Source organism: Curtobacterium sp. 1310, from assembly GCF_017834105.1.
Taxonomy (GTDB): domain Bacteria; phylum Actinomycetota; class Actinomycetes; order Actinomycetales; family Microbacteriaceae; genus Curtobacterium.
In genome coordinates, this window is sequence record NZ_JAFICY010000002.1 from 294,395 (window position 1) to 308,201 (window position 13,807).

The window sequence follows — 13,807 nt, forward strand, 5'->3', positions numbered from 1 at the left end:
CGGCGCCGATCGGTAGCGTCGTGCCATGGTCCGGTCCACGCTCTCCGCCGCCGAGGCCCGCCGCGTCACGCTGGCGGCCCAGGGCTTCGGCGCACCCCCGCGCGACGCGGTGGGCACCCGCACCCTGACCAGCACGATCGGCCGGCTCGGGTTGCTGCAGATCGACTCGGTCAACGTCTTCGAACGCAGCCACTACCTGCCCCTCTTCGCCCGCCTCGGTCCCTACGACCGGGACACGTTGGACCGGCTCACCATGCGGCGCTCCGGCCCCTACGCGGAGTACTGGGCGCACGAGGCGGCGTTCCTGCCGCGGACGGACCTCCCGCTCTTCCGGTGGCGGATGGACGCGTACCGCGAACGCGACGCCCGACCGAACCGGATCGCCGGCGTGGAACGGACCGCGAGCGTCCGCCGGGAGCTCCGCGCACTGCTCGCCGCCGAGGGGCCCCTGCCCGCCAGCGCGGTCGAGCACGAGGCGAACGTCCGACGCGGGCCGTGGTGGGGGTGGAGCGACGTGAAGGCGGGGCTCGAGCAGATGTTCCGCTGGGGCGAGGTCGTGAGCGCCGGACGCGCCGGGTTCGAGCGTGTCTACGCCCTGCCCGACCAGGTGCTGCCGGTGGGGACGCTCGAGGCCGCGCCCGACCGCCACACGGCCGTCACGGAGCTGGTCCGGCGTGCCGCGCGCGCGTCCGGCGTCGGGACCCGCGCGGACCTCGCCGACTACTTCCGCCTGCGTGCGGACGACACCGCCGCCGCGATCACGGAGCTCGAGGAGCGCGGCGAACTCGTGCCGGCGCGGGTGGCGGGCTGGCGGGACCGTGCCTGGCTGCACGTCGATGCCAGGGTCCCACGCCACGTCGCCGCCGACGCGGTGCTCAGCCCGTTCGACCCCGTCGTGTGGTTCCGGCGTCGCGCGGAGCGCATGTACGACTTCCACTACCGCATCGAGATCTACACGCCGGCACCGAAGCGTGTGTACGGCTACTACGTGCTGCCGGTGCTGCAGGACGACCGGCTGACCGGACGCGTCGACCTGAAGAGCGATCGGCAGCGCGGCGTGCTCCGGGTCCGGACTGCCTGGCAGGAGCCCGGCGAGCACCTCGACGCGGAGCGCCTCGCCGAGACGCTGCGGCGGGCGGCGGCGTGGCAGGGCCTCGACGGCGTCGTGGTCACGGATCGCGGCACCGCCGCGGGTGCGGTGGCCGCGGCGCTCGGGGTCGCGCTCGTCCCGCACGAGGCGGCGGACGACGCCGATGCTCCGGCTCCCGAGGACGACACGGTCGTGTGACCAGCGGCCGGGAGGCACGGCGCCCGTCCGCCCCGCCCGTCCGGCTCGGGTCGAGGTCCCGTCACCCGCCGCTCCGTCGCGCCGGTCGTGCACGGCCCGCGAGACGCCGCCGCGTCGCGGCGACGCCGCATCGTCGTCGAGACGCCGCTTCGTCGAGACGCCGCTTCGTCGTCGAGACGCCGCATCGTCGTCGAGACGCCGCGGATTCCGAGGGCGTCTCGCCGGCACGAGTCCGTCTCGAGTGGACACCGGCGTCTCGGCGCCGGCATCGCAGCGACGGCGGCGACGGCGGCAGCGCCCGTCAGAACCGGTCGAGGCTCCCCCGGAGTCGCGCGACCCGGTCGGGCAGCGGCGGGTGCGTGGAGAACAACCGGTCCATCACGCCCGGTCGCATCGGGTCCGCGATCCACAGGTGCGCCATCGAGGAGTTCTGCGACCGGGTCGGTCGGCCGTACGCCTGGAGCTTCTCCAGCGCACGGGCGAGTCCCTCGGGGTACCGCGTGGTCATCGCACCCGTGGCGTCGGCGAGGTACTCCCGCTGCCGCGAGACGGCCGCCTGCACCGCCGCGGCCGCGATCGGGGCGACGAGCACGGCCACGATCCCCGCGACGAGGACGATCGGGTTGCCACCTCCACCCCCGGAGTCGCTGTTCCGCCCGCGCCCGCTCAGCCCGCTGAAGATCGAGATGCGCAGGAGCACGTCCGCCAGGAACCCGACCGCGACGACCAGGCCGAACACCATGGTCGAGACGCGGATGTCGTAGTTCTTGACGTGACCGAGCTCGTGGGCCATGACGCCCTGCAGCTCGCTGTCGTCCATGATCGCGAGCAACCCGGTCGTCGCCGCGACGATCGCGTGCTCCGGGTCCCGTCCGGTGGCGAAGGCGTTCGGTGCCGGGTCCTCGATGACGAACATCCGCGGCATCGACATGCCGTTCGTGATCGCCAGGTTCTCGACCGTCCGCCAGAGCCGCGGCTCCGTGTTCCGGTCGATCTCGACGCCGCCGGCGATGGCCGTCGCCTGCCGCCCGGCCAGGAAGTACTGGAGCACCGCGTACCCGAGCGCGACGAGCAGCACGATGACGCCCACGGAGACGTTGCCCGCGAGGTAGCCGCCCAGGAACCCGAGCGCCCCGACGATGAGCAGGAAGACCAGGATGATGACGACGGTGTTGCGCTTGTTCCGCGCGATGGCGCTGTACACGGGTCAGGCCGCCCCGGTCGGCGTCAGAACTGGACGCGCGGCGGTTCGGCGATCGCCGCGGGCTCGGCCGTCTCGAAGAACGTCGCCTCGCTGAAGCCCTTGCTCTTCGCGAAGGTCGAGTTGGGGAAGACCCGGATCTTCGTGTTCAGCTCGCGCACGCCACCGTTGTAGAAGCGCCGGGCGGACTGGATCTTGTCCTCGGTGTCGACGAGTTCCGACTGCAGCTGCAGGAAGTTCTGGCTCGACTGCAGCTGGGGGTAGCCCTCCGCGACGGCGAACACACCCTTCAGGGCCTTCTGCATGTGCCCCTCGGCCTCCGAGGCGCTCGAGGCGTCCGATGCGCCGAGGGTCTCGGCGCGGGCGCGCGTCACCGACTCGAACACGGACTTCTCGTGCGCGGCGTACCCCTTCACCGTCTCGACGATGGTGGGGATGAGGTCCGCGCGGCGCTTCAGCTGCACCGTGATGTCGCTCCACGCCTCGTCCACGCGCAGCTTCAGCGTGACGAGCGAGTTGTAGGTCACCCAGAGGTAGATCCCGACCACGACGAGCAGGACCACCACCACTCCGACGACGATCAGCGTCGTGACGAGTCCGGTGTCCATCTGGGCGTACTCCTTTGCGCTTCGGGTCCGGCGCAGTGGGACCGCGGCCGGTGCGTGGCCGTGGGACGACCGTCCACGAGTGTACCGAGGCGCACCGGCACGACCCGTTCGCGCAGTCTGGTTCACGGGGGATTCCCGAGTGGCGCACACCCACCGTCCGGGGACCCCCAGCCGGGGATCGGTCCCGGGACACATCATCCGGGTGGTGGATTGACCCGAGCCCGATGATCGCGTGTGATGGAGACGGTGGACAGGCTCGGGGACAACGCGCAGGAGGGGACCGTCGGGGGCGGCGGTCCCGTCGGTCGACCCCGATCGCGCGTCGGGCTGCTGGCCGCGGCGCTGGTGACGGTGCTCGCCACCGGGACGGTCCTGCTCGGCGCACAGCCCGCCGCAGCCGCGCCCGCGACGACGTCCGCGACCGCGATGACCACGACGTCCACGACGTCCACGACGTCCACCACCGACACCGTGCCGCAGCAGGACGACGACGCGGCCCGGACCGCCTCCCCGACGCCCTTCCCCCAGTTCGGCACCCTGCCACCGGACACCGGTTCCCCGGCACCCTCGCCGACGGACCGCCCCGCCGTCCGCCCGAGCATCGCCGACCCCGGCGACGTCACGACCGCCACCGTCCGGCTGCACGGCGCCGGGACCCCCGGGCACCGGCTGCGCGTCACCGGACCGGCGGCCACGGGCTCGAGCGGCTGCACGACGACCGTGGCGACCGACGGGTCCTGGTCGTGCATCGCCACCGTCCGCTCGGGCCCGCAGCAGGTCTTCACGGTCGCCGACGAGACCGACGCCGCGCTCGGGTCGTCCCGCGCTCCGGCCTCGGACGTCGTCGTCCCGCCGGCCGTCACGACCGACGGTCCCACCTCGGGTCCCGTGTCCGGCACCGGCCTGCCCGGAGCGACCGTCGCCGTGTCGGTCTCCGGCACCCCGACCGACCGCACCGCGCGGGTGGACGCCGGCGGTCGCTGGACCGTCGCGCTGCCCGGCAGCGCGCGCGACGGGCGCATCACGGTCTCCGCGGCGCAGACCGCGAGCACCGCGAACGGCTTCCGCTCGGACCTGCGGAGCGCCCCCTCGGCCCCGCGGACGGTGGTCGTGGACCGGACCGCCCCGGCAGCACCGGTCGTCACCACGCCGGAGTCCGACGAGCGCGTCCGCTCCCAGCCGTTCACCGTGCGCGGCACCGGTGAGCCCGGCGCCGTCCTCACCGTGTACGTCGACCGCTCGCCGGTGTGCCGCTCCGACGTCGGTGCCGACGGCCGGTGGGCGTGCACGACGACGGGCGCGACCGCACCCGCCGGGACCCGGGTGCTGAGCGCGATGCAGCAGGACGCCGCGGGCAACTCCTCACCGTCGTCGTCTGGGGTCCGCGTCGTGCTGAGCGACGCGACCGCAGCGCCGAGCGCCGGGCCGAGCGCGAGTGCCTCCGGGGCCCCGGGCGGGCAGACGTCGTCGTCCGGCACGCCGGGGACGACGCCGGACCACACGTCCGGTGCGACGGACGGCACCGGGACCCCGACCGACACCGGCACGAGCGGCGGCGGGTCGACCGGGACGGCCGGGGGCAGCGGCACGGCAGGCGCCGGGGGCAGCACCAGCGGGGTGCCCGACTGGTCCGGCCCCGCGGGCGACTGGACCGCAGACACCGCCTACGACCGCGGCGTCCCGACGATCCAGGCCTCGTTCTCGTGGGGCACCGTCCTGCTCGCCACCGGCGTCGCCGCCGGGTTCCTCGTGCTCGTCGCCGTGCCGCTCGCGGTGGTCGGCGCCGCGGCCCGGGGTCGCCTGCGCAACCCGTTCGCCGCGCTGCTCGGCCGCAACCGCTCGCGCACGGAGCGACGACTCGGGGACGAGGTCCTGCCCACCTGGGCCGCGGCGGCCGTCGGCGTCGGGATCGTGGTCGTCACGACGCTCCTCGGTGTCGGCGTCGCGCTCGAGGCCCGCTACGTCCGGCTCGCGCTCGCGGTGCTGCTCGGTTCGGCGGTCACCACCGGGGTCGTCGTCCTGGCCACCCGCTGGGCGGCCGGCAAGGACCGCGCCGCCGTCGGTTTCCGCGTCTCCCCCTGGCTCGTGCTCGCCGCCGTGCTGGGCTGCGCCCTGACCCGCGTCACCGACCTCTCCCCCGCCCTGGTCGTCGGGGCCGTCCTCGTCCCGGTCGGCCGCCCCGGCGCCGACACCGCCGCCCTGCGACTGGGCTCGAGCCTCGCCCGCGGGGTCCGGAGCGCCACGGCCCGCTCGGCCGCGCTGCTCGGCGTCGCCACCGTCGGCTGGGTCCTGCACTCGCTGGTGCACGGGTCGGGCTTCTGGACGACGCTGACGGCCGAGTTCGCCACCACGCTCTGCGTCGGCGCGGTCGGGGCACTCGTCGTGTCGCTGCTGCCGTTGCCCGGGTCGACGGGTGCGGTGCTCGTCGCCGGGGCGCGTGCGCGCTGGGTCGGCCTCACCGCCGCTGGGGTCGCGCTGGCGGCGGTGACGGCGGGCGCGGGAGCTCCCGCTGTCCCCTCACCGACCGAGACCGCGGTGGCGTCCGCCCTGTGCGCCGCCGCCGTCGCCTGCTGCTGGGTCTGGTTGCGCGGCTCGCGCACCGCCGCACAGCACCGCTGACCGGTCCGTCCACGGGACGGGAGGCGCCGGGCTCGCACGCCACGCCCCTCCCGGCCCGCCACCCACCGGACAGGAGGCGCCGCGCCCGCCCGCCACGCCCCTCCCGGCCCGCCACCCACCGGACAGGAGGCGCCGCGCCCGCCCGCCACGCCCCTCCCGGCCCGCCACCCACCGGACGGGAGACGCCGGGCTCGCCACCCACGCCCCTCCCGGCCCGCCACCCACCGGACGGGAGACGCCGGGTTCGCCCGCCACGCGCCTCCCGGCCCGTACCGGTCGGACGAGAGGCACGTGACGGGGCGGCCGCGCGCCTCCCGACCGCCGCGAGCCCCAGGTCTCAGGCCACGCGGTGCGGGGCGTTCCGCCGGAACAGACCGGGCAGCAGGCCGCCGATCTTCGTCCCGATGCACAGGCTGACGAACGTGGCCAGGGGCGTGCCGAGCGCGACGGGGTCGAACGTGGTCACCGCGACGAGTCCCACGGTGCCGGGCACGAGCAGCAGGAACGCGGGGAAGAACGACACCGTCGCCGGGATCACCGGGACCACACGCTCGAGCAACCGCGTCGCGACGAACAGCAGCGCGGCCGCAGCTCCGGTCGCGACCACGCTGCCCCACACCGGCGTCGTCCCGCTCACGACCGCGTACGCGCTGATCATGACGGCGACGGACACGACGGTGAGCCGCCAGCCGGAGCGGAACACGAGCCCGAGGCCGACGGCGAGGCCCGCCACCGCCACCCAGGACACCCAGTAGGACGGCACGGCCTCCCAACCACCGCGGAGCGTGCCGACGCCGGCGACCTCGCCGACGAGGGCCGCCGACGACGGGTCGACGCGCAGGCCGGTGAGGGCGCTCCCCGCGGCGATACCGGCGGCCATGAAGCCGAGCGTGATGAGCCCCTGCACCAGGCGCGAGGCTCCGGTCACGATGTCGGCGGCCGTCAGCTCGAGCAGCGCGTTCGTGATCAGCGCGCCGGGCACGAAGACCGCGACGGGCGCACACACCGCGAACAGGGGCACGTGGTCGAACCCGGTGCCGGCGGCGACGAGGCCGACGACGCTCGTCGACATGAACGCGGCCAGGAACGGGATGATCGCGACGGCCTCGCGGAAGCGGCGGAGCACCAGGCTGAGCACACCGACCAGGGCACCGACGACGAGCGCGAGCACGATCGCCCACCACGGGCAGCGGAACACGACGGCCAGTCCGACCGAGGTGAGGGCGTTCCCGGTGATCCACGGCAGCGCCGGCGGCGGCACGGTACCGGTCCGGATCGCGCGCACCCGGGCGGGGATCTCGGCGAGGGCGATGGACCCGCGTTCCAGGCCGAGCACGAGGCGGTTCGCCCGCGCTGCCTGACGCGACGAGAGCTCGACGCCCTCGGCGTTCACGATGGTGGCGGCGCCGGTGGCGACCTCGCTGACCATGACGAGTGCGGGCAGGACGCCGACGGCGAGCGTCGGTCCGACCCCGGCGGCGTCGCGGGCCTTCTCGAGCGCGGAGCGGACGTCGGTGACGGAGCTGCCGGCGTCGAGCAGCAGGGCGCCGAGGGTCCCGAGCAGCATCCCGGTGGGGACCGTCTCGCCGTCGACGACCTCGACGTGCGCCTCGGGTCGGTTGAGCGCGTTGCGCAGGTTCGCGAGAGCGCTTCCGAGTCCGACCACGGACGTCGATGCTACTGCGCGGCTGGGGTCTGTGCGGGCGGGGCTGTGCGGGCGGGGCGCTCGCACGAGACTCGGCTGTGCGGACGGCGGGGCGCTCGCACGAGACTCGCCTGTGCGGACACGTTCGCGACGGCCGATCCGCGAAACTGTCCGCGGAGCCGAGTCTCGCCCGCCGTCGCCGGCGGCGGCGCGGCCAGCGGCCGCGCTGCTCGGCGCGGCCAGCGCGGCGGCGCGGCCGGCGGCGCACCCGCGCCTCGCGTACCCCCGGTGGGACTCGAACCCACAACTCGGCGATTTTAAGTCGCGTGCCTCTACCGATTGGGCCACGGGGGCGGGCCGCAACAGCCTACCGACGCGACGACGGCCGTCGCCCCACGTGGGGCGACGGCCGTCGGTGCTGGTGCTGGTGCTGGTGCTACTTGGCGTCCGCCGGGGCGGCGACGGGCGCAGCGTCCTTGGAGACGTCCTCGGCCGGGGTGGCGTACGCGGGGCCGGCCGCGTCGGCCGGCTGACCCTCCGCCGGAGCCGGGGCAGCGACGGCCTTGGGCTCCTCGGCTGCAGCGGGCTTCGGGCGCGACGCGAAGGCCTCGAACGCGGCACGCGGGGTCTCACGGTCGTCGAGCGACGCGATGTCACGGCCCAGGAAGAAGCCGCCGACCCAGTCGCCGATGACGCGCCACTTGCGCTCCCACGACGGCATCGCCAGGCCGTGGTACCCGCGGTGGGCGCCCCAGGCCAGGAAGCCCTTCATGGCGAACTTGCCGGACTGGAACACACCCGTGCCGAGACCCAGGCCCGCGACGGCACCGAGGTTCTCGTGCTTGTAGTCCGTCGTCGCCTCGCCGCGGACGACCGCGACCAGGTTCTTCGCGAGCTGCTTCGCCTGACGCACGGCGTGCTGGGCGTTCGGCACGCAGAAGCCGCCGACACCGCCACCGGTCAGGTCCGGCACGGCCGCGACGTCACCGCAGGCCCACGCGTCGGCGATCACGCCGTTGTCGTCGACCACGCGGAGGTCGGGCTGCACGCGGATGCGACCGCGCTGCTCGAGCGGGAAGTCGGTGCCCTTGACCATCGGGTTCGCCATGACGCCGGCGGTCCAGATGATGAGGTCGGACTCGATGGTCTCGATCGACTCGTCCTTGGCCTTGAGCTGGCACACGCCGCCCTCGGCCGAGGCCAGCTGGGTCTCGAGGTGCACCGTCGCGCCGCGGGACGCGAGGTTCTCGAGCACCCAGTGCGAGGTCTCGAGCGACACCTCGGGCATGATGCGGCCCATCGCCTCGACCAGGTGGAAGTGCGTGTCGTCGAAGGACAGCTGCGGGAAGCTCTTCAGCAGGTCGGACGCGAAGGAGCGGAGCTCGGCGAACACCTCGATGCCGGCGAAGCCACCGCCGACCACGACGACGGTGAGCAGTCGGTCGCGCTCGGGACCGGCCGGCAGGTTCGCCGCCTTGTGGAAGTTCGTGAGGATCTTGTCGCGGATCGCCGCGGCCTCCTCGATGGTCTTCAGGCCGATGGCCTCGTCAGCGACGCCCGGGATCGGGAAGGTGCGCGAGACGGCACCGGCGGTCATGACGATCTGGTCGTAGGACTCCTCCCACGCCTCGCCCTCGGCCGGGGTGATCGTCGCGGTCTTCGTGGCGTGGTCGACCTTCGTGACCTTCGCCGTGACGACACGGGTCTTCTTCAGGTGACGACGGTGCGACACGATCGCGTGACGCGGCTCGATCGAGCCGGCGGCGACCTCGGGCAGGAACGGCTGGTACGTCATGTACGGCAGCGGGTCCACCATGGTGACCTCGGCTTCACCCTGACGCAGGTGCTTCTCGAGCTTCCAGGCGGTGTAGAAACCGGCGTAGCCGCCGCCGACGACGAGGATCTTGGGCACGGGGGATGATCTCCTTGGAGTGGGGTGGTTGCTTGCCGGGAGGCTGGTCAGTCTTCGCCGCCACCCGCCCCGACTCCAGCGTCTGCGATGCCATCATACGCCCGGCACTCACAGCGGGAGGGCGACCAGTCCACGCGCTCGAGCGCGAGGTCGCCGATGGGGTTGACGCCGGGTCCGGCAGCGAGGGCGTGGCCGACGAGCGCGTGCAGGCACTTCACGCGGGTGGGCATGCCGCCCGCGCTGATGCCGTCGATCTCGTCGACGTGCTCGATCGACTCGCGGTCCGCCAGGTAGGACTCGTGGGCCGCGCGGTACTGCGCCGCGACGGTCTCGTCCTCGAGCAGGGCGGCGAGCTCCGGCATGACGTGGTTCGCCTCGAGCGTGCTCACGGCCGCGGTGGCGGCGGGGTGGCACAGGTAGTAGAACGTCGGGAACGGGGTGCCGTTCGCGAGTCGGGGCTTCGTCGACACGACGGTGGGGTTGCCGCAGGCGCACCGTGCAGCGATCCCGACGACGTCGCGGGCCGGTCGCCCGAGCTGCGCCGAGACGACCTGGATGTCGCGGTCGGACGGCGGATCGAAGGGAGGGGTCGTCACGGGCACGTGAGCCTACCCGAGTCCTGGTCGCCGTCCCACTCCGTGACGTCGCGGCGCCCCCGGCTGCCCTACTTGCTGTCGCTCGTCGCGGCGCCGGTCGGGTCCCCGGTGCCGGAGACGTCCGGCGCCACGAGCTGCTCGGTGGTCTTCTCGGTCAGTCCGGACTGCAGCACGCTGGAGAGCATCGCCTGCACCCAGTCGACCTTCGGCGTCTGCACCGTCGAGCTGACCGGGCTGCCGGAGTCGGTCTCGGCCCGGTCCGACCCCTTCGCCTGTTCCGCACCCATCACGAGGTAGCTCTCCTCGCCCGGGTACACGTAGAGCAGCCGGTCGCGGGCCTGGGCCTCGATGTAGGCCGGGTCGTCCCACCGCGCGACGTCCTGCTTCTTCTGCGCGACGTCGGCCTTCTGCGCTGCGACCTCGCGCTGCTGCTGCGCGATCTGCTCCTGCTGCTGGATGAGCGTCCGCAGCGAGGGGGCGAGCACGACGACGAACAGCACGATGATCGCGAGCATGAGGAGGCTGAAGCCGGAGAACCGGATGGACCGGTACCAGGGCTGCTCGTGCGCACCGGACTCCGGCACGGCCACGGGGATGCGGCGGACGCGGGGCTTCTGGCTGGGCACGGCTCGACGATAACCCGGCACGGCACGGTCACGTGACCCGGCACGCGGACCGTCGTGCGTCGCTCGGCACCCTCCCAGCGGCCGGGAGGCGCGGCGCACGGCCGCCACGCGCCTCCCGTCCGCCACCCACCGCCGAGCGTCCACCGCTGAGCCAGCTGGCCGTCGAACGGGCAGGACGTGCCGCTCGCGTCCGCCGAGTGGGCGAGATCCGTCGGACTGCTGCGCCGGACGTCGCAGATGTTGCCCGCTCGAGGGCGAGAGCAGACCGATTCGAGGGCGAGGGCGGATCAGTTCGACGGCGACGGGAGCGCCCGGGGACGGCGAGACGCCGCCCTCCCGGGGGAGGACGGCGTCTCGTGGTGGTGCGGGTGCGACCTAGAGCGCAGCGGCGCGGGGGAACGCGGTGCGGCCGGCGTAGACGGCGGCGTCGCCCAGTTCCTCCTCGATGCGGAGCAGCTGGTTGTACTTCGCGACGCGGTCCGAGCGGGCCGGGGCACCGGTCTTGATCTGGCCACCGTCGACGGCCACCGCGATGTCGGCGATGGTGGTGTCCTCGGTCTCGCCCGAGCGGTGCGACAGGATCGCGGTCATGCCGTGGCGGTGCGCCAGGGAGACGGCGTCGAGGGTCTCGGTCAGCGTGCCGATCTGGTTCACCTTGACCAGGATCGAGTTGCCGGCCTGCTCGTCGATGCCCCGCTGCAGACGCTTCGGGTTCGTGACGTACAGGTCGTCGCCGACGAGCTGCAGTTTCGAGCCGAGCTCGGCGGTGAGGTGCTTCCAGCCCTCCCAGTCGTCCTCGGCCAGGGCGTCCTCGATGGTGACGAGCGGGTAGTTCGCGACGAGGTCCGAGAAGTACCCGGTGAACTCCTCGCTCGAGAGCTGCTTGCCCTCGAACGCGTACTTGCCGTCGTGGAAGAACTCGGTCGCGGCGACGTCGAGGCCGAGCGCGATGTCCTTGCCCGGGGTGAAGCCGGCCTTCTCGATCGCGGCGAGCAGGAAGTCGAGCGCAGCACGGTTCGAGGCGAGCTCGGGGGCGAAGCCGCCCTCGTCGCCGAGGCCGGTCGCGAGACCCTGCTTCTTCAGCTCGCCCTTGAGGGCGTGGTAGGTCTCGACGCCCCAGCGCAGGGCCTCCGAGAAGCTCTCGGCGCCGTAGGGCACGAGGAAGAACTCCTGGATGTCGACGTTGGTGTCGGCGTGCGCGCCACCGTTGACGACGTTCATGAGCGGAACGGGCAGCGTGTGCGCGTTCGGGCCACCGAGGTAGCGGAACAGCGGCAGGTCGGCCGAGTCGGCGGCGGCACGGGCGACGGCGAGCGAGGCGCCGAGGATCGCGTTGGCGCCCAGGCGGGACTTGTTCTCGGTGCCGTCGAGCTCGATGAGCGCGGCGTCGACGAGGCGCTGGTCGGTGGCGTCGAAGCCCTCGAGCGCCGGGCCGATCTCGTCGAGGACGGCGTCGACGGCCTTCAGGACGCCCTTGCCGCCGTAGCGGTTCGCGTCGCCGTCGCGGAGTTCGTACGCCTCGAACGCACCGGTGGAGGCACCGGACGGGACGAGCGCGCGCGAGACCACGCCGTCGTCGAGGAGGACCTCGACCTCGACCGTCGGGTTGCCTCGGGAATCGAGGACTTCGCGTGCGCCTACGGCATCGATCTGGGCCACGGGGTACTCCCTACGAGTTCGGTTGTGGTGGACAGCGGGTCGATCCTACCGAGGCGCGGTGGACGCCTCGCCGCGGATGACGTCGGGTGTGGAGGAGTTCACGCCAGCGGGCGGAACTCGACACTTTCCAGGGTCTCCGTGTCGGCCCGCACACCGGCGAAGGCCGCGAAGCCCTGCTCGGCGAGGCTCGCGAGCAGGTTCTTGGTGTTCTTCGGCCGCCGCTCGAGCCGGACGCGACGGTGCGACGCGAGGGCCTCGGTCTTGAGCGCCGCGAGGCGGACCGGGTCGACGTCCTTGTCGTACAGGAGCACGACGGCGTCCGACTCGGCCGACTCCGGCAGCGTGACGAGGTCGACGAGCCGCTCGAACCCGAGCGAGAACCCGACTGCGGGCACGTCCTGCCCGAGGAAGCGTCCGATCATGCCGTCGTAGCGACCGCCGCCGCCGAGGCTGTAGCCGAAGTCAGGGTGGGCGACCTCGAAGATCGTGCCCGTGTAGTAGCCCATGCCGCGCACGAGTGTCGGGTCGAAGCGCAGGTCCACGCCCGGCAGGGCCCGGCGGAGGCGGAGCAGGTCCGCGAACGCCTCGGCATCGAGCCACGGCGCCCCCTCGACGGATGCCCAGTCCGCGGCCTCGAGCGCACGGATCGTGTCCTCGAGGCCCGGCAGGTCGGCGCCGATCGTCGCGCGGAGCTCGGCGGCCACACCGTCCGCACCGATCTTGTCGAGCTTGTCGACCGTGATCAGCGCCCGGTCCGCGGCGTCCGGGTCGGTGATCCCCCACGAGGCGAGCAGCGCGAGCAGGATGCGTCGGTCGTTGATGCGGATGGTGGTGTCCGCGATGCCGAGCGCGTCGAGCGCGGCGGTGGTCGCGCGGATGAGCTCGATCTCCGCGAGCTGCCCCGGCTCGCCGAGGATGTCGATGTCGCACTGGACGAACTGCCGGTAGCGCCCCTTCTGCGGACGCTCGGCACGCCACACGGGTGCGATCTGCACGGCACGGAACACCGAGGGCAGCTCGGCGCGGTGCGAGGCGTAGAAGCGGGCGAGCGGGACCGTCAGGTCGAAGCGCAGCCCGAGGTCCGCGAGGTCGAGCGGCGCATCCGCCTTCTGGAGGTCCTCGGTGGTGAGCCCTCGGCGCATCACCGCGAACGCGAGCTTCTCGTTGTCGCCGCCCAGCCCCGAGTGCAGGCGTGCGGCGTCCTCGACGACCGGGGTCTCGATCTCGTCGAACCCGTGTCGCGCGTACACGTCCCGGACCACCCCGAGGACGTGCTCGCGACGGGCCTTGTCCGCCGGGAGGAAGTCACGCATGCCACGGGGAGCCGTCACGGTCGTCGCCATGCCGCCAATCCTGCCAGAACCAGGGCACGACCTTGCGCCGCATCCGGTCCACTGATACTCTGGATGCAGAACCTCGGTCTGGCGGCCTCCTGATCCGGCCACCAGATCGTTCGCGGGGCCGGTGTGCTGCAACGGTGCCCCGCGGTTCGAGCGGGCGTCCCTGTCGTCGTGTCCCCCTGGCACGTCGTGGCCCGCTCGCGGGCACCCTCCTTTTTCGGGTTGGGAGGGTGCCCGCTCTCTCGTCTCAGCGGCTTGACGGCCCCGTCTCGGTAGGGCGACGGCCCCGCCTCAGCGGCGCAACCCACCGGCC

General features: G+C 73.3%; 10 protein-coding genes and 1 tRNA gene. 2 read left to right on the plus strand and 9 right to left on the minus strand.

Going from position 1 to position 13,807, the window contains the following annotated elements:
* Positions 1-25 precede the first annotated feature (25 nt).
* Positions 26-1,288: a winged helix-turn-helix domain-containing protein gene (locus JOD95_RS05525; protein ID WP_209683739.1), complete on the plus strand. Its 1,263-nt coding sequence runs from the start codon at positions 26-28 to the stop codon at positions 1,286-1,288.
* Positions 1,289-1,589: 301 nt separating this feature from the next.
* On the opposite strand, the gene JOD95_RS05530 is transcribed toward JOD95_RS05525, so the two are convergent.
* Both JOD95_RS05530 and JOD95_RS05535 read right to left on the minus strand, forming a co-directional pair.
* Positions 1,590-2,492, minus strand: a complete 903-nt coding sequence (locus JOD95_RS05530; protein WP_209683741.1) for a M48 family metalloprotease — start codon at positions 2,490-2,492, stop codon at positions 1,590-1,592.
* 23 nt (positions 2,493-2,515) lie between these two features.
* On the minus strand, positions 2,516-3,097 hold the full coding sequence (locus JOD95_RS05535) for a LemA family protein (RefSeq protein ID WP_209683744.1): 582 nt from the start codon (positions 3,095-3,097) through the stop codon (positions 2,516-2,518).
* Between the two features lie 237 nt (positions 3,098-3,334).
* On the opposite strand from JOD95_RS05535, the gene JOD95_RS05540 reads away from it, so the two are divergent.
* Positions 3,335-5,716 carry an Ig-like domain-containing protein gene (locus JOD95_RS05540; protein ID WP_209683747.1) on the plus strand — a complete coding sequence of 794 codons (2,382 nt, stop codon included), beginning with the start codon at positions 3,335-3,337 and terminating at the stop codon, positions 5,714-5,716.
* Between the two features lie 337 nt (positions 5,717-6,053).
* On the opposite strand, the gene JOD95_RS05545 is transcribed toward JOD95_RS05540, so the two are convergent.
* From JOD95_RS05545 to hisS, 7 genes are all read right to left on the minus strand, one after another.
* The gene (locus JOD95_RS05545) at positions 6,054-7,382 is read right to left on the minus strand and encodes a threonine/serine exporter family protein (protein ID WP_081984684.1); all 1,329 of its coding nucleotides are present in this window, start codon (positions 7,380-7,382) and stop codon (positions 6,054-6,056) included.
* A gap of 259 nt (positions 7,383-7,641) precedes the next feature.
* A tRNA-Leu gene (locus JOD95_RS05550) sits at positions 7,642-7,715 on the minus strand.
* Between the two features lie 82 nt (positions 7,716-7,797).
* Entirely contained in the window at positions 7,798-9,273 is a 1,476-nt protein-coding gene (locus tag JOD95_RS05555) for an NAD(P)/FAD-dependent oxidoreductase (protein WP_066652606.1), read from the minus strand.
* A gap of 47 nt (positions 9,274-9,320) precedes the next feature.
* Entirely contained in the window at positions 9,321-9,869 is a 549-nt protein-coding gene (locus tag JOD95_RS05560) for a DUF501 domain-containing protein (RefSeq protein WP_066652599.1), read from the minus strand.
* 68 nt (positions 9,870-9,937) lie between these two features.
* Positions 9,938-10,495, minus strand: coding sequence for a septum formation initiator family protein (locus tag JOD95_RS05565; RefSeq protein WP_066652590.1), 558 nt, complete (start codon positions 10,493-10,495; stop codon positions 9,938-9,940).
* Between the two features lie 375 nt (positions 10,496-10,870).
* On the minus strand, positions 10,871-12,154 hold the full coding sequence (gene eno, locus JOD95_RS05570) for a phosphopyruvate hydratase (RefSeq protein WP_058728084.1): 1,284 nt from the start codon (positions 12,152-12,154) through the stop codon (positions 10,871-10,873).
* A gap of 98 nt (positions 12,155-12,252) precedes the next feature.
* Positions 12,253-13,497 (minus strand): histidine--tRNA ligase, encoded by a 1,245-nt coding sequence (gene hisS, locus JOD95_RS05575; protein ID WP_209683750.1) that lies wholly within the window; start codon positions 13,495-13,497, stop codon positions 12,253-12,255.
* Between the last annotated feature and the right edge of the window lie 310 nt (positions 13,498-13,807).

Excerpts from the sequence above, each read along its gene's own strand:
- JOD95_RS05540 (WP_209683747.1), top strand. The coding sequence starts at position 3,335 with ATGGAGACGGTGGACAGGCTCGGGGACAACGCGCAGGAGGGGACCGTC.
- JOD95_RS05525 (WP_209683739.1), top strand. The coding sequence starts at position 26 with ATGGTCCGGTCCACGCTCTCCGCCGCCGAGGCCCGCCGCGTCACGCTG.
- JOD95_RS05535 (WP_209683744.1), bottom strand. The coding sequence starts at position 3,097 with ATGGACACCGGACTCGTCACGACGCTGATCGTCGTCGGAGTGGTGGTG.
- hisS (WP_209683750.1), bottom strand. The coding sequence starts at position 13,497 with ATGGCGACGACCGTGACGGCTCCCCGTGGCATGCGTGACTTCCTCCCG.